Here is a 20,998-nt window from a genome sequence, read left to right as displayed (position 1 = left end):
GGTCCTGCCGCAGGCGCAGCAGTGGAAACGCGGGACGCGCCTTCCGTCACACTTGCGGTCGTAGAAGCCGTGTCTCCTGAAGGCGAAGGGCGCGGGGCGGTCCGGGGCGTTGGAGGGGCAGTGCCGGATGGGGCAGCGCGTGGGGAGGAACGCCTCGGGGGGTATCTTTTCGATGGGGATCTCGGGCCAGTCCATGCCCCGTGGGAGAGCAAGAGCGGGGCCAGTTTGAACCCGCGCTCGGGCGCGGAGTTTGGGGACGAGGCGTCCGCATGCGGACAGGTGCCGCGGACAGGGTCCGGACACCCCCGGCGGCTTGCGCCCCCCCGGCCCCCGGGGCCACGGGGCCACGGGGCACATTCTTCGCTCCACGGTGGGGAATATGGGGGGCACCCCCTCGCGGGGGGATGCCCCGGATGCCCGGCCCGAGTGCGAAGCCGCCCCTTTTCGGGGGCCCTCTGCGATCCCGCGGGGCTCGCTGCGGAGTCCCGGTCAGGCGGTGAAGACCATCACGCGGTAGACCCCATCCTGGTCACGGACCACCATCACGTGGTTCGCCCGAGTGTCCCGCTTGTGTCCCCGGTGCAGGCGCATGGGAATCGCCTGGTCCACCGGGCGACGGGGGAGTTTGGCCAGGGCGGAGAGATAACGCACGGAGTGCTCCCGACCCTTGGCGTCGCGACGCACGATGCGCAGTTCCAGGCGATAGATCTGGTTCGGTGCGAGAGCCTTGTCGAAGCGGATGTGCTCGACCAGTGTGCCGGGGGTGAAGTTGCGTTCCATGACCAGGGGCTGCCCGGCGGCGGTGCGCTGGCCATACTGGATTTCAGGACGCAGGATCACCTGCAGGGTGTCGCCTTCCTGGAGCATCCCGGTGACGGCCGGGCCCAGGTCCAGGTCGACCTTGAGATCGAACGGTTCACTGGCCGGAGCCGGTGTGGCGGCCAGCAGCACCAGCAGGCCAAAGCCGACGATCCAACGAGCCGTCTTGCGCAGCATCTGCCTATCCTCCATCGATGGGCCTCCCCCCTCGGGATAGGGAAGCCGGGGGCGGGGATGGGATTCCCCGTGGGGTGGTGAGTCCGGAAGAAAATCCGTCCATCACCATTTACGCCGATTTCACCGGGATCGAAAGGGGAAAAGGACGGCGATCCCCTCTCCGGCCCCGGTTGCCTGATGGCCGGCACCAGAGTGCCGGAAAATGCGGCTCCAGCCAAGCTGCTTCGAACCCGGAAGCGGCCCGGACTCGACTTGCCTTCCCTGGCGGCGAAACCCAACTTCTCCGCAGGAACCCGCCGCGAGGGCGGCCTGCGCCGCGGGCCTGGCAGGGTTCGGCCGAGGGGAAATGGACGTCGTCACCACAGCAGGATCCGGGGCCACCAGCACCCAGCCGCGCCTGAGAAGCGACCTGGTGATCCACCCGGACGCGGAGACCGGCCGCGGTCGGGTGGTCAAGGACCCGCGCAGCCGCCGCTATTTCCGTTTCGATGAGATGGAGAGCTTCGTCCTCGAGCGCCTGGACGGTGTGCATACCCCGGTGGACATCCAGGTCGAACTGGCCAGTGAACTGGGCGAAGCCCTGAGCCTCGACGAGATCTACGACTTCATCGATACCCTGGTCGAAAAGGGCCTGGTGGAATCCGATCGTCCCTGCCTGCCCGTTCTCGAGCCGGCCCTCGGCCGCCAGGTGGTCGAGGCCCTCCAGCAGGGTGGTTTCCGCTTTCGTACCGCGGATCAACCGCCTCCCCCCGGCGTGGCCCCGACCCGCAGAAACATGGCCGAGGCCCGGGAGTTCGACGCGGCCGTCGCGCTGCTCGCCGAGGGGCGCTTCCAGGCGGCCCTGCGGGCCTTCGACGAGATTCTCGCCGCCAACCCGGGTAACCAGCGGGCCGCCGCCATCCGGCAGATTCTGCTCCAGGCCGGCCGGGTCCGGCAGCTGGAAGCCGGCAAACAGCAGGCTTCCGGGCCGAAGAACAGCCCCTTCTACTACCGGATTCCCCTGTTCGATCCCGATGCGCTCTTCACGCGCCTCGAGCCGCTGCTGCGACCGATCTGGACCCGTACGTTCCTCGTGTTCTACGGGGCGCTGGTGGCCCTGGCGGGATGGGTCGCCCTGACCGATTGGGCCGAGCTGAGTGCCAGCTTGCCCCGGCTGAGTCTGACGGGCTGGGCGGGCGGCCTGATCGTCGCCGTGGTCTTCCTCACGGCGATGCACGAGTTCGCCCACGGACTGACCTGCAAGCATTTCGGCGGGAAAGTGCCCGAACTGGGCTTTCTACTGATCTTTTTCTTCATGCCCGCGCTCTACGTGGACGTGTCCGACGCCTGGCTCTTCCGCCATCGACGTCAGCGCGCTCTGGTGGGCCTGGCGGGACCGATGTTCGACCTGGCCGTGGCCTGCTCGGCACTGCTGGCCTGGCGGGTGTTGCCTCCCGGGCACCTGGGCATGGCCTGCATGCTGATCATGGTCAGCTCCGGCGGTAGCGTCCTGCTCAACATGAACCCGCTGATGCGCCTGGACGGCTACTACGTCCTGTCGGATCTTTCCGGCATACCGAACCTGCGCAAGACCGCTCTGGCCGCCGCCGGTCGGTGGCTGGCCTCCCTGCGCGGCAGGCCGAGTCCGGTGACCCTGACCCTCCAGGCGCGGATCTTTCTCGGCGTCTACGGGACGCTCTCCGCGATCTACATCGCCTTCATCCTCTTCGTTTTGCTGCGCACGCTGACCTCGATGAGCATCGCGCTGGCCGGCATCTGGGGTCCGGCGGCGGTGGGGGCGAGCCTGGTCATGCTCCTGCGCCGACCGTTGCGGGCGTTGGGAGTGGCCCTCGTCGGGCGCCTGCGGAAGATGACCCTGGCCAGGGTGGTGAAGATCGGCACCGCCTTGGCGCTGCTGGGGGTGCTGACCGCCGTGCCCTGGCCCCTGCGCGTGCGGGGAACGGGCGAGGTGCGGGCCCGGTTGCAGGTGGCCGTCCGTCCGGAAGTCAGCGGCAATATCGCCGAAATCCTGGTGCGCGAGGGGGAGCGGGTCGAGGCGGGACAGGTCGTCGCTCGCCTCGACCGCAGCGAACTGTTGGCCCAACTCGCCATGACGCGTTCGGACATCGAACGTGCCCGGGCGGACCTCGGCCTGCTCATCGACGGGCCCCAGCGCGAGCAGGTGCGCCAGGTGTGGGAGAAGGTGCGGGCCGCCCAGGCGGAGGTGGCTCACCTGGCCTCCAGGCACGAGCGCCTCGAGCGACTACGGGCCGAGGGCCTGGTCTCCGCCGACCTCTACGAGCAGGTGAGCAAGGAACTGGCGGTCAGCCGGGGCAGCCTGCGGGCGGCGACGGAAGAGGCCCGCATGGTGGAGAAGGGGGCGCGTCCGGAGCGCATCGCCGCCGCCCAGGCCGAGGTCAGCCGCCTGGAGACCAAGGCCGCCAACGTCATGCGGCGCCTGGCCGCCTGCGACCTGCGGGCCCCCATCGACGGCATTGTGGTCACCCCCGGGCTCGAGGCCCGTGCCGGTGAGAGGATCGCCTCCGGCGGTGACCTGCTCGAGATCGCCGATACCGACGACCTGGTGGTCGACGTCTCCGTCCTGGAATCCGAGATCGGTGACGTGGAGCCGGGGCAGACCCTGGAATTGCGTCTGGCCGCCTATCCGGGGCGGACTTTTCTCGGCACCGTGGTCGAAATCGCCCCCGTCGCCTCCGTCGATGACCTGGGCCGCGCCCATTTTCGGGTGCGCTGCACCATCGACAGCGAGCAGGACCTGTTGCGGCCGGGCATGACCGGCGCGGCCAAGATCGATTGCGGCCGGCTGAGCATCGCCCGCCTGGTCCTGCGGCGGGTGTTGCGCCTGATCGAGCCTTCCCTGCTCTGAGCTTCCATGGCCCATGATCGCTCCTGCCGCCGGGCCCGCGCCGGCGCCCGGCGGATCCCGTGAGGTTGTTCTATTTCGACACAGGGCGGTTCGAGATCGTCGTTCGGGGGACGAGGGGGGCAGGGCGCCGGGAAGCAGATTCGTCATCGGCCCGGCGACGAAAGATCATGCAACACTTCGACCCCCGGCGAACGCGGTGATTCTCTCGTTCGAGAGGCCCCGGTTGGCCCGCGCCTTGCTTATGGGAGGGGCGGGAAGGGGCCTTCCCTCGGTGGGAAGGTCCGGGCTACGACAACGGGATCGGAGATCCCATCAAGCGGCCAGACCAGAGCGTTCGGCCGGAGGAGAATTGGGAATGAAGAAGCTCAACGTCCAGGAACTCGAAAGCCGTATCGCCCCGAGTGTTGGTCTGTTTGGTTTCCTGCAGAGCCTCGCGCAGTCCGACGCCGAGTTCGGCGAGGTCTTCAACCAGGTCGTCGATGCCGACGGCAACGTCGATGTGGGCACCACCACGGACCTGGTCAACAACAGTGATGTCGGTGTCACCGTCAATCCGGTGGTCAGCAGCTTCAACATCAGCAACCTGGTGATTCCGGACTCCACCGCCCAGGCGATTCTCTCCATGTTCGGTGGCTGATCCATCGACGAACCTGATCTTCTTCTACAGTGCCGGGAGCGCCCTTCGGGGCGCTCCCTTGTTTATCGGTCCCGGGGAACGATGAGAATCTCCCGGCCTTCGGCGTCGTCGATCGAGCGGGCCGTGTCGCGGAAGGCGCGATACTCCTCGGGTTCGATGCGCAAGGGAGGCAGGACGGCCCGGCGTTCGATGATCAACTTGTCGGCCTCCCTGCGGGCCTCGATGGAGAACCGCCCCAGCGGGCCCTCGTATTCGAAAGGTTCCGGGATGCGCTGGATCCGGTAGTCGCCGGGCACCTGCACCTCCAAGTGGTCGACGCGCTGAGCCTGGGGGGAGAAGAGCATCGGGTAGCGTCGGGCGGGCAGGGTGCCGAATCGTGGAATCAACTTCAGCGGCTGGGTGGTCATGGGCAGGGCCAGGCCTGCCGCCGTGGGTCGCCCGAGGGTGCCGCCGGTGAAATCCATGTCGAGCACCAGCGCGGCCTCGGGGTCGTCCAAACCCTCCATCTTCCACTCTTCGACCACGGCGCCGGGGAAGGCCTGGGCCACCAGGGACTGCCGCACCAGGGGCATCTTTTCCGGCGGCACATCCTGTAGCAGGCGTCGGGTCATCGCTGCGAAGGAACCGCGGAGCAGAAGCCTGAGGTGGCCTTCGACGTGCCCGCTCGCGTCCAGCTTCACCCGGGCCACCTGCTCCTGCATGATCTGGCTGGTGCTGCGCGGAAGCTGGATCAGTCGCGCGGAGGCCTCGCCGGTGAAAGGAATCGCCAGGGCGTCCGAGCCGCTGAGCTGAGCCGGCAGGACGCCGTAGGGGTGGTCGGCATCGGTGTAGTCCAGGTAGACCCACTGGTCTGCGACCCGGATCCGCACGACGGCATAGCCGAAGGTCTGGGGCGAGGGGCAATCCAGGTCGAAACCGTTGGACTCCATCGAACGGGTCAGCACCAGCTCGGGTTGCAGGCCCAGCTCCCGGGCCAGGGCCAGGGCGATGGCGACGCGATCGCCTTCACCGGCGGAGGCGGCCATGCTGGCCGGTGAATGGAGCCGCAGGGCCGAGGAGCCGGGGCGCACCCGATCGAGGATCACCGCGTGCATCGCCCGCGCCAGCGCCTCGGGCTGCCCGCCCGGTGCCCGGGCGCGAATCGCTTCGAGCATCGCGGGAAGCGGATCGTCCAGGCGCAGACGGCCCACCAGCGCTCCCCGGTAGAGCCGGCCGACCGTGGCCCAATCGAGGCCGAGTCCCAACCGCAGATGGGGTGTGAACTCCAGGCGGTTGGGGACGAACGGTTCGATGTACTGCCGGGGCATCTCGCGGGCGGTCCAGGAACGCACCCGCAGGCCGCCGATCACTTCGTCGGTGCGCTCGAGTCCTTCCACGTTGCCGCAGGCCTCGACCGGCAAGTCGGCATCGTGCACCACCACGAAGCGGCTGAGCACGTAGTCTCGATCGTCCCCCTGGAAGAGGAAGACCGTGCGGTTGTCCAGGGTGCCGGGAAGGGCTTCGAGGGGCGGGGTGTAGCGCTTCCAGACGTACTCGATGGAGTCTCCCGGCTCGAGCCCCGGAAGGGACACCGGGCGCCGGGAGCCGGGGGCGACGTCGACGATCCGCCCGTCGGGCTTGTGCAGCCGAATCGCTTCGATGATGCCGCCGGGCAGGACCTGGAGTTCACCCTCGTGTTCGACGCCGGCCCGGGTGTAGACCCCGTGGATACCCTGGTAGAGCTCGGTCTGGCCGCCCCGGCGATCGATCAGGGTGGCGGCGATATCCGCCAGCAGCGCGGAATCGGTGTCCGGCCCGGGGCGCCGGGCTCGCTCGAGTACCGAGGTCGCGTCCACCAGCCACGGCCGGAGCCGATCGGGCACGCCTCGGTAGGGCAGCACGTCGCGCAGGCTCAGGCGCTGGGGTTCGTAGGCCAGCGCCCGCTCAATGGCCTCGGTGGCGCCCTGCTCATCCCCCATCTCGGCCAGGATGCCGGCCCGCTCCATTTCGACCCAACCGGAGTCGGGGAAGAGTTGTGCCGCCCGCTGCAGGCAGTCGAGGGCCTCCTGCCGGCGGCCGGCATCTTCCAGCGTTCGGACCTTGCCCAGCCACGCTCCCGCGGCGGTCTCCCGGAGTGCGATGGCGGTATCCCAGGCCGCCAGGGCCTGTTCGGTGCGGCCCTCCTGGTGCAGCTGCCGCGGCCAGGCCAGGTCGAGGGGGTGGCGGGCGAAACTCTGTTCGAGCAGGGCGTGAAGTCGGGTGGCGTTGCCCCGGGCCCGCCAGAAGTCGATCTCCGCGTCGAGCAGGTCCCCCCTGCCGGGAGCCGCCAGGCGGGCGCGGCGGATCAGCTCCTCGGCCTCCGTGTACCACTGGCGCTCCACGGCCAGCCGGTGGAGCAGCAGCAGGGCGTCGGGATGGTCGGGACTGTGCTCGAGGGCCTGTTCGGCGGTTTGGCGGGCGTGGTCCGCACGCCCCGCGCCGCGATCCATCTGGGCCAGAAGCAGCCGGGCGGTCAGCAGCTCCGGGTCCGCTTCGAGAGCCTGCTCGATCAGGGCCCGGCCGCGGGCCAGGTCCTCGGCGGGCGAGGCCCCCGTCTCGGCCTTGAAGAAGAACTCGCCTCGCGCGAGGGTGAACACGGCGGCCTGGGGCCAGCGACGGCCGGCGATCTCGAGCACGGCACCCACCTTGCGATCCAGGCCCCGGGCTTTGAGCCACCAGACGGCCGCCATGACGTGAGCCGGATCCGGGGGCAGGTCGCCCAGGAAGAGCGCATCGCTGGCTATCGGCATGGGCCTGACACGGGCCTCACCGCGGGGTTCGCCTTCCGGCGGGACCGGTTGCGGCAGGGGACCCGACACCGGCTCCACGGTGACCGACAAGGGACCCATCGACGCGGCTGTGGCGAGTTTGACCATCAGCCGGTGGCGGCCGACCCCCAGCTCGGCGGCGAGGGCCACGGCGTGCGGCGGGCGATGCCGCCACCGATCGACCCGGGTCACGCTGTGCCCATCGATGAAGACCTCGAAGGAGGTGTTGGTGTCGACGCGGATCCTCACGGAGGTCGCCTGCCGGACTTGGAGGTCCGTCACGGCGTAGCTCGCGGCGCCCTCCCTCAAGGGGTAGGGCAGGATCACGCGGCCGTCGGCGAAAGACACGTCGAGACGGCGGGGCGGGAGAGGGCCCGGGCCCCTTTCGTTCGAGGGGGCGAGATCGCCGCTGTCGGGCGGGAAGGACTCGTCGAGGGCCAGCGAGGGGATCCTCCCGTAGGGGCCCAGCAGCGTCCAGTTCTCGATGCGGCCGCCGTCTTCCACCAGCCGGCGAAAGGCCAGGTAGGGCCGCCCCGAGCGGGAGAGGACGTCGGCCAGGCCGAGCAGGGCCAGCGAGCGCACTTCCGGATCGCCGACGGGGATCTCGCCGTCGACGATGCCCTCGAGCAGGTCCTGGACTTCCCGGCCGCCATCGGTGCTGCGGGTGGCCAGCAGGAGTACCCGCGCCAGGGCCGCGGCGGCCAGCGGCGTGTCGGCACCGGAGCGCAGGGCGACGGCCAGGCTCCCCAGCGCCAGGTCGAAATCACCGCGGGCCTCGGCCAGGGTCGCGCGCCCGATGGCGCAGACCAGCCGACCGGGGTCCCGCTCCAGGCAGGCGTCGAGCTCTTTTTCCGCCCGGTCGTGCTCGCCGGCCAGCAGGGCTTCCCAGCCCGGTTCGGCCTGGACCGCGGCCCGGCCGGGGGTCGGGACGAGGGACAGCGCGAGAACGGCGAACAGGAGCGCCGGGACGAGGGGGGACTTGCCTCTCATGGCCATTCCACCACGATCCGCTGGGACAGGGCCTGGTCGATCCGGCGTATGAACTCGCCGAAGGCGGGGATCTGTTCGGTTTCCACCGTGCCCGAGTCGAAGGTCATCGTGATGGTGATGCGCAGCCGCTTCCGGGCCCGGACGTCCACCTTCAGGCTACCCCAGGGAGAGGTGATTTCCACCGGTTCGGGGACTTCGCGCAGGGTGCCCTCGCCTGGATCGATCCAGCTCACCGTGCGCCAGGAGAAGGGGGGCGGCAGCCACAGGGGAACGTCCCGCTCGGAGGGCGGCGCCTCCACCGGGACCGGTGGAGGGTCGAGGGCCAGGGGAATCGACAGGCCGCCGTCTTCTTCACGCCCGAAGTGCTCGACGCGTCCCCGGTAGCGATAGCGCAGGGGGTCGTCATCGAGATCCACCGCCGGGAATTCCGCGTGGTCCAGGACCAGGTCCACGTTGGTCGATCGCAGGCGCGACTCCAGGATGGCCAGGCGCCTTTCGTGAGAACGCAGGAAGTGCCGCTCGATCGCCGCCGACTCGCCGTGGGCCCGCACGCGGACCTCGAACTCCGCCGTACCGTCGCCGCGGGGGAAGATTTCTTCCTCCCGCTCGACGGCCGCGTCCGAGGCGGTGGCTCCGGGTGTGGTCTGCAGGGCGCCGTAGACCGGACCGTCCGGATCGATCACCAGGGCCAGGGCATTCCGGTCGGCCATGGGTAACTCCCGGGGGCCGTGACTGAGCACCGTGCCGTCGAGCCAGAGCGACTCGGAGGGCACGTAGACGATGGCGTGATCGAAGGCCGAGAAGACTGGAATCGTCGTGTCGATCCGGCCCCGCTGGCGGCTGCGCAACAGGGCGACGTGGGCCTGGATGCCGGCCTCGCCCAGCATGGCGACCAGCAGGTTGGCCTTGTCCTTGCAGTCACCGTAGTGCCGGTCGAGCACGGCGGCCACGTCGTAGGGCTTGATCGCGTGGATCCCGAATTCGAGCGCTACGTAGCGCGTGTTTTCGATCACCCAGCGATAGAGCTCGAAGATCTTCCGGCGCGGGCTCTGTACGCCTGCTGTCACTTCCCGGACGATGCGTTGAAGCTCGCTGGTGGTGCGCATCTGGGGCCGCAGCAGCCGGGCGTACAGGCGCCCCAGCTCGTTCCAGTCGGCGACCGAGGAGACGACGGCGTAGGGGACCCGGTGGGTCGCGGGAGGAGCCAGTGGCGCGTCGGGATAGGCCGGCAGAGGGGGGAGTTCGACCTGGATCCGTCGAGTCTCTCCGTTCTCGGAAAGGGTCGCCTGCCCGGGTTCGGGCAGGTTGACGAGTTGATAGCGCAGGGGAAGCGAGGTGGGCGCCTCGAGGATCAGGCGGGAGGAGAGCACCGGGACCATGGTGCCGATGGCGACGAGATCGCCGAAGTACCCGTCGGCGATGGGATTGGCGTGACCGATGTCACTGATCGTGTAACGCACGTCGATCAGGTCGCCCTCTTCGAGCCGGGGAAAGCTCAGTTCCAGCACGCGGCTGTCGTACCACATCCGCAATTCCGGATCGGGAAGCAGGGGGCGCTCCCGCCGGGCGGCGGGGACCACGGATCCGTCTTTCCGCACCAGCTTGGCGTCGAGAATGCGCACCCGCCTGAGGCGTGGAGAGTAGGTGATGCTGAAGTGGCGCGCGAAGCTGCCCGCCTGGGGATCGCGGACCAGGCTGATGGTCTGACTGAAGCGGGTCGCCATGCCGTTGGCCTTGACCTCGAAGGCTTCCGTGTGGCTGAGGGCCACGATGCTGGCCGTCTCCCCGGGAGCGATGTTTTCGCTCAACTCCCGGGCGGTGTCGAGACTCACCGTCCAGCGTTCGAAACCCTCCTCCCGTCGTCCTTCGAGGGCGGCCAGGCGCTGGGCCAGGCCACTGGATGCGCCGGAGAGTTCGATGACCTTGCGCCAGGCGCGGGCCGCCCCCCGGCGGTCGCCGAGGGCCAGGCGGATCTCCCCCTCGAGTTGCAGCAGCGAGGGAGCATCGGGAGCCAGGGAGCGGGCCGCGAGCAGGGTCTCGAGGGCCGCGTCCGCCCGACCGTGGACCAGGTGGTGTTCCGCCAGGCGGTGGCGCCAGGAGACGGCCAGCGGTTCGAGGCGGATGCCCTCCTCGAGAACTTCCCGCGCCTCGTCCGTCCGCCCGGCGGCCTCCAGCAGGCGCACGACTTCGCTGCGGGCCGCTCCATCGAGACCTTCGAGGGCCAGATAGCGGAGGTAGGCATCGATGGCCTGGCCGTGGAGATGCGCACGCGCCCGGAGGGAAGCGAGGCGTTCGAGCAGCGTCGCCTGGCGGGGAGCCTGCCCGCTGAGGCGGGCCAGTGCGGCGGCGGCTCCGCGGGGAAAGCCGCGGACGTAACGGGCCACCTCGAGCCAGCCCGCGAGATAGGGGTCGGCAAGCGGACAGGCCTCGAGGGAACGCTGGGCGTAGTCCACGGCGCGGCGGGTCTGATCGAAGGCCATGTGGTATTGCGCCAGGCGCCGCAGGGCGGCCGGTTCGGTGGGGTCGAGGGCCAGCAAACGCTCGTAGTAGCGCCGTTGTTCGGCGCGGTCCGAGACCACCAGGGCGGCGGCCCACAGGGCCTGGGGATCGAGGGGGCGACGGAAGGCGTTTTCGATGGCCATCGCTTCGGCCCGGGCATGATCCCGGTCGGGAATCTCCCGGCGGGCCAGATCGAGGGCCAGGTCGGCGGAAAAGCGGGGAGCCGTGCGCGCCCGTTCTTCCAGCTCGGCGGTCAGGGTGACCAGTTCTGTTTTTTTGCGCCGCCGCCGTCGCTTGTTTTCGGCTGCTGCCGGCGCGGGGGCGGTGATGGCGGGAAGATCGTCGGGAACGCCGAAGTCGACGCCGGCTTCGAGGGGGCGTCCGTCGGCTTCGGTCAGGCGCGCGATCAGCCGCCAGGGGCCTTCGATCTGCTCGACGAAAAGGCCGACCTGGTGCCAGCCCGGACTGAGGTCGAGCAGCACCGCCTGCTGATCGAAGGCCAGGGCGTGGGCGCCCCGGTCGATGAGGATCTGCCGGCCGTCGAGCCAGACGGAGGCCCGATCGTCGGAACCGAGGCGCAGCGCGATCTTGCGATGCCGCTTGGCGTGGACGTAGAAGGCCACGGCGGCGATGCGGTGCTGGTTGGGGTGCAGCAGGGGGTGCAGGCGCAGCACTCCCAGGGGGCCGACCGGGATGCGCCGCCCGGTCAACTGACGCGGATCCCTGCGAGCGCCCCAGAAATCGTCCACCGCGGCGCCTTCGTCGAAGGTGCCCGCCAGCAGGTACTCCTGGACGATACCGAGGCGGGCCAGCCGTCGGCGCGCGGCGTCGACGGCGCCCCGCTGGAGATCGCGGCTCACCAGCCGGAAGTCGATTTCGGCGGCGACCAGGGGGTGGGTGCCGTCCTGCCGGCGCAACTCGTCGAGGGCGACGGTCAGCTCGCCCGGATCCGCGATGGTGGCGGCCATCTCACCGAGCAAACGCAAGGGAAAGAGCGCGAGAGCCGAGTCCCGGTGGGCGCGCAGGGCTTCGAGACGGGTCTGCCACCAGGTTTCGATGCAGGCTTCCGGTTGGGCTTCCGCCCTTGCCGGGGGCAGCGCGAAAGAGAGTGCAAGGGCGGCGGACAGGGTGAGCCAGCGACGGAAATCGGCGGGAACCATGGCCCTATCCTCTCATCCCCCGGGACTCAGCGCCCGGCGTAGAAGCGCTCGAGCCCCTCGACGATGGCCCGGGCCATGCGCTCACGGCCTGCGGGGTCGGCCATCAGCCTGGCGTCGGCCTTGTTGTTGATGTTCACCGTTTCCAGCAGCACCTTGGCGGGAACGCGGTTGGCGCGCAGGACGGCCGGAGCGTAGCGCCGCGTACGGCGCCGGACGCGCTTGGTGATGTGATCGCGGATCGGCTGGTGAGAATGGACCGGGAGTTTCTCCTTGCGATAGCCCGCGAGAATCGCCTCCGCGAGACGTCGCGACACCGCCTCGTCGTGCAGCCGCTGTTTGCGCCCGAAGGAGATCGTCTTGGCCGCCTTGACCTCCTTGTACCGCCTGTAGGAACCCCCGTGGACGCGGTAGCGTCCTTTGCGGTAGCGCTCGCCGGGAACGTAGACCATCGCGCCGCGAATCGCGTGGTGCAGGGAATCGGCGTGCAGGCTGATGAAAACCACGTTCTCCGCCGGGACCTTCTTGCGCCGCAGGTCGCTGAAGATCCTGTTCGCCAGGTACCAGCGGAGATTGACCCCCATTTTCGTGCTGGCGCCGCCCCGTACCCGGTGGGGAGGGGAGGTCTGCACGACTTCCCGGCGGTTTTTCGGCAGAGTCTTGCGGTCGAAGATGCGGCACCCGTACTGGGTGTCATGGACGAGTATGTGGACTTCGGCCGCGGTTCTCTTCTCGAGTTCCCGCTTGACCCGGCAGGCCACGTCGTAGACGTAGTCGCTCTCCCAGATGTTGTTGCGGATGGCCCCCAGGTCCTTGCCTCCGTGTCCGGGATCGAGCAGGACCTGCACCCCGGCCAGGCTTCGGCTGCGCCGCGGCATGACCACTTGGGCCATCTCGCTGCGCAGGATCCGCGCGGCGACACGCTGGGGGTGATTGGAGGGCAGAGCTTCGAGGCCCAGCATTTCGAGGGGAATCTTCACCGGGAAATTCACGGGAATCTTCTTGACATCCCGGATGCCGCTCCTGCGGGCGATGCGTTCGGCGGCCTCCACCACGTCCGCGGGCTCGGTCAGGCTGGTGAAGCGCAGCACCACCGCCGAATACAGCGCCTCACGGCGCCGGAGCCGGTACTCGGCGTAGGGGCCCTGGTCGTCTTCCCGGTAGACCAGCCGGCCATCGCTCGAGCGCTCCACGTGGCGGAACAGCGGGGAGAGCAACCCGGCGGGCACGAGGATCGCCCGATGCCGGGGGAGGTCCGGTCCGCTCAGGGAGTTGGCCGCGGCGATCTCGCGCCATTTCCCGCCGTCGCCGGTGAACCATTCGGCGACCTGCCAAAGGCCCTCGCCGTAACTCTCCACGCTGGCCGCGGCCGGATGGTGCAGCCAGCCCTCCGGCGTGGATCGATCCTCGGGGAACAGGGCGAGCAGGGCCAGGTAGCGGTACTCCTCCCGCAGCATGTTCCAGGGAACGGTGACGGGGCGGCCGACGATCACGGGGCGGTCGTCGTTGGCCGCGGCCAGGCGCTGCCAGGGCTGTTCCTTGCCGCACAGGCGGCGGGTCAGGGAGATGTAGCCGTCGCCTTTCTCCGGCAGGACGATCAGGTGGATCGAGCGCCCTTCGACGAGTTGGGCCTCGACGCCCTCTTCCTTGATCACCTCCACCGCGTCGGCCCAGGCCGGCGCGGGCGGCTCGAGGGCGTGCAGCGCCGGCACCAGCGTCCCCAGGGCGGCGGCCAGGGCCCAGGCCAGGCGGCGCGGCCTCAGGCGGCTCAACACGCTCCGGCTCCGAAACCGTGATGCTCGAGCAGGCGGGCTCCGGCCAGCAGCAGGTCTTCCCGGAAGCGGCCGCCTACGAGTTGAACGGCCACGGGCAATTCAGCCGGCTGCCGCGGGGCCGGCAGGGAGATGGCCGGATGGCCGCCAAGGCTGGCCGGCAGGGTGAAGCGATCCTGGCGGTACATCTCCAGCGGGTCGTCGAGTTTCTCTCCGAAACGGAAGGCCGGTGCCGGAGCGGTGGGGCCGAGCAGCAGGTCGACCCGCTCCAGCAGGGCGTCGAGGCTGCGGGTCAACTCCCGCCGCAGGTCCTGGGCGCGGGCGTAGAGGTGTCGACGGTAGCCACCGGAGAGTACGCAGGCGCCGAGCATGATCCGGCGCTTGACCTCCCGGCCGAAAAAGGCGCCCCGGCTGGCCGCCAGGACCCGGTCCCAGCCGCCGCGGATTTCCGCCTGCCGCCCGTAGCGCAGTCCGTCGAAGCGTGCCAGGTTGGACGAGGCCTCCGCGTTGGCGATCAGCGTGTAGATCGCCAGGGTCTCCCGGGCCAGCGGAAGATCGACTTCCTCGACCCGGGCACCGTCCCGCTCGAAGGCCTCGCCGGCCAGGTCGAGAGCCTGCGCCACGCGAGGGTGGAGGTCCTCGCCGGCTTCGAGTCGTATCCGGCCGACACGCAGGCCCCGTTCGGGCAACGCGCCGAGGGTCTTCATCGGGGGCTGTGGCCGGGGCTGGCTGCCGTCACGGGGATCGGGTCCTCCCATGACCTCGAGCAGCAGTGCCGCATCGGCGACCGTGCGGCAGAGGGGACCGATCTGGTCGAGCGAGGAGGCGAAGGCCACCAGGCCCCAGCGCGAGATGCGCCCCCAGGTGGGCTTGAGGCCGATGACGCCGCACAACGCCGCCGGCTGCCGCACCGACCCCCCCGTGTCGGTGCCCAGGGCGACCGGGGCCAGGCCCGCGGCCACCGCGGCGGCGGAGCCGGAACTCGATCCCCCCGGTACTCTTCCGGGATCCTGCGGATGGAGCACGGGGCCGTGACACGAGGTTTCCCCGGACGACCCCATGCCGAATTCGTCGCAGTTGGTCTTGCCCACCATCACGGCTCCCGCCGCCTCGAGTCGTTCGACGGCGGTGGCGTCGTAGGGCGCGACATAGCCCTCCAGGAGAGCCGAACCGCAGCAGGTGGGGCCCGTCCGGGTGCAGATGTTCTCCTTGACCAGCAGGGGGACTCCGGCGAGAGGACCGGGATCCTCCCCGGCAGCCAGGTGCCGGTCGACACGCCGGGCCTGCTCGAGGGCATGGTCTTCGAGGCGATGCACTACGGCGTTGAGAGCCTCGCCCCGGATCCGTTCGAGGCAGCCGGAGACCACCTCGAGGGCCGAGGTCTCCCCGCTGCGTACCCGGGTCGCCAGGGTTCCGGCGTCCATCGGGGCGGTGGTCAACGCGCCCCCCGCTGGATGACCGGCGGGACGAGGAAGAAGCCGTCTTCCGAGCCGGGCGCGGCGGCCAGGGCCCGTCCGGGCGGGAGCCCGGGCCGCGGCTCGTCGTCGCGGAAGGGAGGAGGGTCCGCAGCCGGGCGCTCGCCGCCGACGGGCCGATCCGGCAGGCCTTCGCCCAGTTCCAGCATCCGCGCCAGTTCGACAGCCAGGGAATCCACCTCGGCAGGCTCCAGGCGGAGACCCGCCAACGCTGCCAAGTGGAGAACCTGTTCTCGGGGGATGGACGGCATACCCATCGGGCGGAGATGGTAACCGCCCACGCCGCGCTTTGCACCGTCCCGTGTCCGGGCGGACGCGGTCGGGCCTGGTGGTTATACTCGGCCGACCCGGAATCGCCGGCCGGCGGAATCTCTCCGCTCCGCCGGGAGGAGTGCCAAGGTGAAGAAGAGTCCCTTCTGGTTGCGCAGTCTGCTCTGGGTGCTGGCGGTTTTTCTGATGCTGGCAGCCGTGGTCTACCAGCGGACCACCGGGCCGACCTACCCGGCCCGGGGGGAGTTCGAACTGGCGGGCGAGGTCTACGCCTACAAGCTGATTCGCAGCGACTGGTCGATCAAGACGAACCCGGCGGCCCGGGTGGAAATCCCCGATCCCGGAGCGCAGCGGTTGACCCGGGCGGAGCTGGTCTATCGCCGCCTGCGCACCGACGATCCCTTCACCCATCTCGAGATGACCCCTCAGAGCGTCGACGGCAAGAACCTGCTGGTCGGGGAGTTGCCGGCGCAACCGGCCGCTGGAAAGCTGGAGTATCACCTGGAACTGGCCACGGTCGAGGGTGAAGCCGTGCGGGTTCCGGCCCAGGGCGAGGTGATCATTCGCTTCAAGGACCACGTCCCCGGCTGGGTCCTCTGGCCCCACGTGGTGATGATGTTCTTTTCGGTGCTGATCGGTATGCGGGCGGGGCTCGGCGCCCTCTTCGCTCCCTGGCGGATGAGGCTGTGGGCCTGGATCGCGCTGGTCGGCATGACCATCGGCGGCATGTGTCTCGGACCGCTGGTGCAGAAATACGCCTTCGGCGCCTACTGGACCGGCTTTCCCTTCGGCGGCGACTGGACGGACAACAAGATGCTGGTGATGTGGCTTTCCTGGGTCGTCGCCTGTGCCGCGATCGGCTTTCGGCCGAAAAAGCGGGAGTTCGTCAGTCGCGGGCTCGTGGTGGCGGCGGGGATCGCGATGACGGTGGCCTTCCTGATTCCTCACTCGATGGGAGGCAGCGAACTCGACTACAGCAAGGTGGACCAGGGGGTGGATCCGGCTCACGCCATCGAAACCGGGCGCCCATGAATGCCGCCTGGCTGCACCTGGTCTGCGCCCACCTGGTGGTGGTGCTGGTACCGGTGGCGGCCCTGCTCGCGCTGATCGCCCGGCTCGCCCCATCCCGGTTGATGGAACACACCGCCGGGGCCTTGCTGGTGCTCGCCGCCGTGGTTTCGGCGGTGGCTTATTTCTCCGGACCGTCTGCGCTGGAAATCATCGACCCGCAGGGCGATCTCGTCGCCCGGCAGGCGGAATCCCACGCGGTGGCCGGACGCATCGCCTTTTCCGTGGTGGTCCTGACCGGGGCCCTGGCCCTGGTCGCCCTGTTGCAGGCATGGCAGGGAGAGGCACCCGGGCCGCTGTTGCTTTGGGCCGTGGTTCTCGCCGCCGGGGCGGCCGGCGCGACCCTGCTCTGGACCGCTCATCTCGGTGGCGTGATACGTCATCCCGAAATCCGGCCCCTGGTCGCTTTCCCTCCGGAGACCCCCTGATGAACGTTTCCGCCTCCACCTGGAGATTTCCGCGGGCCTTTTGGACGGCCAACCTGGTCGAACTCTGCGAACGGGCGGCCTATTACGGCAGCTTCATCGTTCTGACGGTCTACCTCAGCCGCGTCGTCGGCATGCGCGACAGCGTGGCCAACATCGTCGGCGCTCTCTTTGGGGCCCTGATCTATCTCTTTCCCTTCTTCACCGGGGCGGTGGCCGACCGGATGGGCTTCCGGCGGGCGCTGATCCTGGCCTTCGGCCTCTTGACCTGCGGCTATGGCCTGTTGGGCGCGTTCGACACCGCTCCACCGGTGCTCTCGGGCCTGTTCCTGATCGTTCTCGGCGGCTCTTTCGTCAAGCCGATCATCACGGGGACGGTGGCCAAGTCCTCCGATGCCGCCAACCGGGCCCGGGCCTACAGCCTGTTCTACATGACGGTCAACATCGGCGCCTTTCTCGGCAAGACCGTCGTCAAGGGAGTGCGCCAGGACCTGGGCGTGGCCAATGTTCCCTGGTTTTCTTCGGGGGCGGCGCTGGTCGGTCTGCTTTTCGTGATCCTGCTCTATCACCCCGACCGGGATGCCGTGCGGGTCCAGGCGCCGCCGGTCGCGGAGACCCTGCGCGGGATGTGGCGGGCGATGAAGCGACTGCGTTTTCTGGCCCTGATCCTGATCACGGCGGGCTTCTGGGCCATCCAGGGCCAGCTCTATGCGGCGATGCCGAAGTACGTTCTGCGCCTGGTCGGCGAGGGGGCGGCCCCGGAGTGGTACGCCAACATCAATCCCTTCGTGGTGGTCCTTTTCGTGGTCCCCGTCACCCACCTGATCCGGCGCTGGCGGCCGGAAGCGGCGATTGCGGTGGCGATGATGATGATTCCTTTCTCGGCTCTGGCGATGAGCCTTTCGCCCCTGCTCGGGGGCGACGTGACGATCTTCGGTGTGGTCATGCACCCGATCACCGCCATGATGATCATCGGGATTTCGATCCAGGGTCTGGCGGAGTGCTTTCTCAGTCCCAAGTACCTCGAGTACGCCTCGCGCCAGGCACCGGCGGGAGAAGAGGGTCTCTACCTGGGCTTCGCCCACATGAATACCTTTTTCGCCTGGCTCTTCGGTTTCGTGCTCTCGGGTTTCCTGCTCGAACGCTACTGCCCGGATCCGCGCCTGCTCGACGAGCTTTCCCGCAAGCAGTGGGAAGCCGCCATCGCCGGACAAGGTGCGATGCCGGCGGCCTATGCCCAGGCTCACTACCTCTGGTACGCGTGGGCCATCGTCGGTGGCCTGTCGTTCCTCGCCTTGCTGATCTACGTGGCCGTGACGAGACGGATCGACACGCGCACCGGGTCTTGAAACGGGGAGGGCGCTCCCCGGGAGGGAGCGCCCTCGGAAGCTTCCGCCTGCGGACAATCAGTTTTCAGGGACGAACTTGTATCCGTAGTGGATCACGCCGGACGCGCCATCCTCGGCCACCTTGCGGAACTCCCGGCGCACCCGGGCGCCGACCTGGAGGTCTTCGGGCTTGCAGTCGGCGACCTGGGCGGTGATGCGCACGCCATCGTCGAGTCTGATCACCGCCACGGCGTAGGGGGCCTCGTCGGTGAAGCCGCTGGGGGCGATGTGGATCACGGTATAGGTTTCGATTTCACCGCTGCCCGCCAGGACCTGGGTTTCGAACTCCCGCCCACGGCACTTGTCGCAGATCACCCGGGGCGGAAAGAAGACCTTGCCGCAGCCGCTGCACTTGGCGGCCTCGTAACGATAGCGCTGGGGTTTCTCCCTCCAGCTTCTGGCACTTCCGATCATCGCATCGCCTCCTAACCGACCCGCTCGAAGATATGGATCACGGAACTGGCACCCGTACCGCCCATGTTCTGCGTCAGGGCCCAGCGGGGAGATTTGAGTTGGCGCTCACCGGCGCCGCCACGGAACTGTTCGGCCACCTCGCAGACCTGGGCGATGCCGGTGGCTCCCACCGGGTGGCCCTTGGATTTCAGGCCCCCCGAGGGGTTGACCGGACGCCGTCCGTCGAGGGCGGTCAAGCCGCTGACCGCCGCCTGGCCGCCCTGGCCCTTTTCCACCAGCCCGAGGGCCTCGATCACCATCACCTCGGCGATGGTGAAGCAGTCGTGGACCTCGCAGAAGGAGAGATCCTCGGGCCCGATGCCGGCGGCCTTGTAGGCCTGGCGGGCCGCCCGCGCCGTGGACTCGAGCGCCGAGATCTCTGCGCGGTCCGCCAGGGCCATGGTATCGGTGGCGTGGGCCGAGGCGGCGATGCGCACCAGCGGACCGTCCGAGAGCTTGCGCGCCATCTCGAGCGGTACCAGGACCACCGCCGCCGCTCCGTCGGTGATCGGCGAGCAGTCCAGCAGGCGCAGGGGATCGGCCACCATCGGGGAGGCCAGCACCTGCTCGGGGGTGACTTTCATCGGGAACTGGGCGTTGGGGTTCCTGGCGCCGTTGGCGTGATTCTTCGATGCCACGTGGGCCAGTTGCTCGATAGTCGTTCCGTAACGCTGCATGTGGGCCCGGGCCATCATCGCGTAGAGGCCGGGGAAGGTCAGGCCGTGGAAGCACTCGTATTCTTGATCCGCGGCGGTGGAAAGGGCGTAGGTGGCGGCGGCGCCGTCCACGTCGGTCATCTTCTCCACGCCACTGGCCAGGACGATCTCGTGTTCGCCGGAGGCCACGGCCAGATAGGCCTGGCGCAAGGCCAGTCCTCCCGAAGCGCAGGCCGACTCGACCCGGGTTCCGGGGATCGGTCCCATGCCGAGCTGGTCGGCCAGCATGGCGCCCAGGTGTTCCTGGCCCACGAACAGGCCGCCGCTCATGCAGCCGACGTACATCGCGTCGACATGATCCACGCCGGCGTCGTCGATGGCATCGAGGGCTGCGGTGGTCCAGATGTCACGATGGGAAAGCTCCCACAGCTCGCCCCACTTGTTCATTCCCACGCCGATGACTGCTACGTCTCGCATGGTCAACCTCCCCGCTCAGGCTTCGAGCTTGCGGATCTTGCCGCGGAACTTGGCGTAGGTGCCGTAATCGATGTAGATCGGGTTGTTTTCGAGTTGCTCCCGGGTCTGGGGCGCGGCCTTCTGGACCGCGGTGATGGCCTCGGTGACGCGGAAGATGAACCCGTCGCTGCCGGAGCCCGATCCATAGCTGCACATCAGGATCCGGTCGCCGGGTCGGGCCACGTCGAGCACCGCGGACAGGCCCATCGGCGAGGAGCCGGAATAGGTGTTCCCGAGAGTCGGCGCCAGCCAGCCCTGCTCGATCTTCTCCCTGGGGAAGCCCAGGATCTTCGCCGCCCGCATGGGGAACTTGCCGTTGGGCTGGTGGAAGACGGCGTACTGGAAATCCTCGGGGGTGGTGCCGGATTTTTCCATCAGGTTGCGGGCGCAGGAGAGCAGGTGCTGGAAGTAGGCCGGCTCGCCCGTGAAGCGGCCTGCATGGCGGGGATAGTGCTGGTACTCGCGCCTCCAGAAATCCGGCGTGTCCGTCGTGTAGGAGTAGGTGTGTTCGCAGACGGCGAGGATCTTCTCCCGTCCCATGATGAACGCCGCTGCACCCGCGGCCGCCGAGTACTCGAGGGCGTCACCGGGGGCACCCTGGGAGGTGTCGGCCCCGATGCCCAGGGCGTAGTCCATCTCGCCGGCCTTGACCAGCGAGAGGGCGACGAACATGCCCTCGCTGCCCGCCTTGCAGGCGAACTCGAAGTCCGCGCAGTGCAGGTCCGGCGAGGCTCCGATGGCGTCCGCGACGATCGTGCCGCTGGGCTTGACGGCGTAGGGGTGAGACTCGGAGCCGATGTAGATCGCTCCGATCTGTCGCGGATCGATACCCGCCCGGGTCAGGGCGTGGCGCGCCGCTTCGACCGACATGGTGATGACATCCTGGTCCGGCGAGGGAACCGATTTCTCCCGCAGCATCAGACCCTTCTTGTAGGTGGGTGCGTCCGCGCCCCAGACCTTGGCGATTTCTTCCACCTTGATCCGGTGTCGGGGCACGTAGGCGCCGTATCCGACGATTCCGACTTCCATGGCCTGCCTCCAAGC

14 protein-coding genes are annotated in these 20,998 nt (G+C 69.0%); 5 read left to right on the top strand and 9 right to left on the bottom strand.

Features of this window, described 5'->3' with window-relative positions:
* Nucleotides 1-489: 489 nt before the first annotated feature.
* Nucleotides 490-1,011, bottom strand: a complete 522-nt coding sequence (locus Q9Q40_14880; GenBank protein MDQ7008503.1) for a hypothetical protein — start codon at nt 1,009-1,011, stop codon at nt 490-492.
* Between the two features lie 331 nt (nt 1,012-1,342).
* Between Q9Q40_14880 and Q9Q40_14875 the strand changes: the two genes are divergently transcribed.
* Both Q9Q40_14875 and Q9Q40_14870 read left to right on the top strand, forming a co-directional pair.
* Nucleotides 1,343-3,862, top strand: a complete 2,520-nt coding sequence (locus tag Q9Q40_14875; protein MDQ7008502.1) for an efflux RND transporter periplasmic adaptor subunit — start codon at nt 1,343-1,345, stop codon at nt 3,860-3,862.
* A gap of 355 nt (nt 3,863-4,217) precedes the next feature.
* On the top strand, nt 4,218-4,499 hold the full coding sequence (locus Q9Q40_14870; protein MDQ7008501.1) for a hypothetical protein: 282 nt from the start codon (nt 4,218-4,220) through the stop codon (nt 4,497-4,499).
* Nucleotides 4,500-4,561: 62 nt separating this feature from the next.
* Here the strand turns inward: Q9Q40_14870 and Q9Q40_14865 are convergent, their stop codons facing one another.
* Genes Q9Q40_14865 through Q9Q40_14845 form a run of 5 tightly spaced genes read right to left on the bottom strand, consistent with a single transcriptional unit; the run spans nt 4,562 to nt 15,429 of the window.
* Nucleotides 4,562-8,275: a hypothetical protein gene (locus tag Q9Q40_14865; GenBank protein MDQ7008500.1), complete on the bottom strand. Its 3,714-nt coding sequence runs from the start codon at nt 8,273-8,275 to the stop codon at nt 4,562-4,564.
* On the bottom strand, nt 8,272-11,934 hold the full coding sequence (locus tag Q9Q40_14860; protein ID MDQ7008499.1) for a DUF3857 domain-containing protein: 3,663 nt from the start codon (nt 11,932-11,934) through the stop codon (nt 8,272-8,274). Before Q9Q40_14860 ends, Q9Q40_14865 begins: the two co-directional genes overlap by 4 nt.
* A gap of 26 nt (nt 11,935-11,960) precedes the next feature.
* Nucleotides 11,961-13,703, bottom strand: a complete 1,743-nt coding sequence (locus Q9Q40_14855; GenBank protein ID MDQ7008498.1) for an N-acetylmuramoyl-L-alanine amidase — start codon at nt 13,701-13,703, stop codon at nt 11,961-11,963.
* Nucleotides 13,700-15,142 carry an Asp-tRNA(Asn)/Glu-tRNA(Gln) amidotransferase subunit GatA gene (gatA, locus tag Q9Q40_14850; GenBank protein MDQ7008497.1) on the bottom strand — a complete coding sequence of 481 codons (1,443 nt, stop codon included), beginning with the start codon at nt 15,140-15,142 and terminating at the stop codon, nt 13,700-13,702. Before gatA ends, Q9Q40_14855 begins: the two co-directional genes overlap by 4 nt.
* A complete protein-coding gene (locus tag Q9Q40_14845) occupies nt 15,139-15,429 on the bottom strand; it encodes an aspartyl/glutamyl-tRNA amidotransferase subunit C (GenBank protein MDQ7008496.1) in 291 nt (96 codons plus the stop codon). The genes gatA and Q9Q40_14845 overlap by 4 nt, the downstream gene beginning before the upstream one ends.
* A gap of 148 nt (nt 15,430-15,577) precedes the next feature.
* On the opposite strand from Q9Q40_14845, the gene Q9Q40_14840 reads away from it, so the two are divergent.
* The 3 genes from Q9Q40_14840 to Q9Q40_14830 are packed head-to-tail and all read left to right on the top strand — an operon-like array spanning nt 15,578 to nt 18,290.
* The gene (locus tag Q9Q40_14840; protein ID MDQ7008495.1) at nt 15,578-16,480 is read left to right on the top strand and encodes a hypothetical protein; all 903 of its coding nucleotides are present in this window, start codon (nt 15,578-15,580) and stop codon (nt 16,478-16,480) included.
* Nucleotides 16,477-16,944: a hypothetical protein gene (locus tag Q9Q40_14835; GenBank protein ID MDQ7008494.1), complete on the top strand. Its 468-nt coding sequence runs from the start codon at nt 16,477-16,479 to the stop codon at nt 16,942-16,944. Before Q9Q40_14840 ends, Q9Q40_14835 begins: the two co-directional genes overlap by 4 nt.
* Nucleotides 16,944-18,290, top strand: a complete 1,347-nt coding sequence (locus Q9Q40_14830; GenBank protein MDQ7008493.1) for an MFS transporter — start codon at nt 16,944-16,946, stop codon at nt 18,288-18,290. The genes Q9Q40_14835 and Q9Q40_14830 overlap by 1 nt, the downstream gene beginning before the upstream one ends.
* 57 nt (nt 18,291-18,347) lie before the next feature.
* Here the strand turns inward: Q9Q40_14830 and Q9Q40_14825 are convergent, their stop codons facing one another.
* Genes Q9Q40_14825 through Q9Q40_14815 form a run of 3 tightly spaced genes read right to left on the bottom strand, consistent with a single transcriptional unit; the run spans nt 18,348 to nt 20,983 of the window.
* Nucleotides 18,348-18,743: a Zn-ribbon domain-containing OB-fold protein gene (locus Q9Q40_14825; protein ID MDQ7008492.1), complete on the bottom strand. Its 396-nt coding sequence runs from the start codon at nt 18,741-18,743 to the stop codon at nt 18,348-18,350.
* Nucleotides 18,744-18,754: 11 nt separating this feature from the next.
* Nucleotides 18,755-19,915, bottom strand: a complete 1,161-nt coding sequence (locus Q9Q40_14820) for a thiolase domain-containing protein (protein ID MDQ7008491.1) — start codon at nt 19,913-19,915, stop codon at nt 18,755-18,757.
* Between the two features lie 15 nt (nt 19,916-19,930).
* On the bottom strand, nt 19,931-20,983 hold the full coding sequence (locus tag Q9Q40_14815) for a hydroxymethylglutaryl-CoA synthase (GenBank protein MDQ7008490.1): 1,053 nt from the start codon (nt 20,981-20,983) through the stop codon (nt 19,931-19,933).
* Nucleotides 20,984-20,998: the final 15 nt, after the last annotated feature.

The sequence above is a fragment of the Acidobacteriota bacterium genome (assembly GCA_030949985.1).
GTDB lineage: Bacteria > Acidobacteriota > Polarisedimenticolia > J045 > J045 > JALTMS01.
This window is presented reverse-complemented; position numbering and strand designations above follow the sequence as displayed.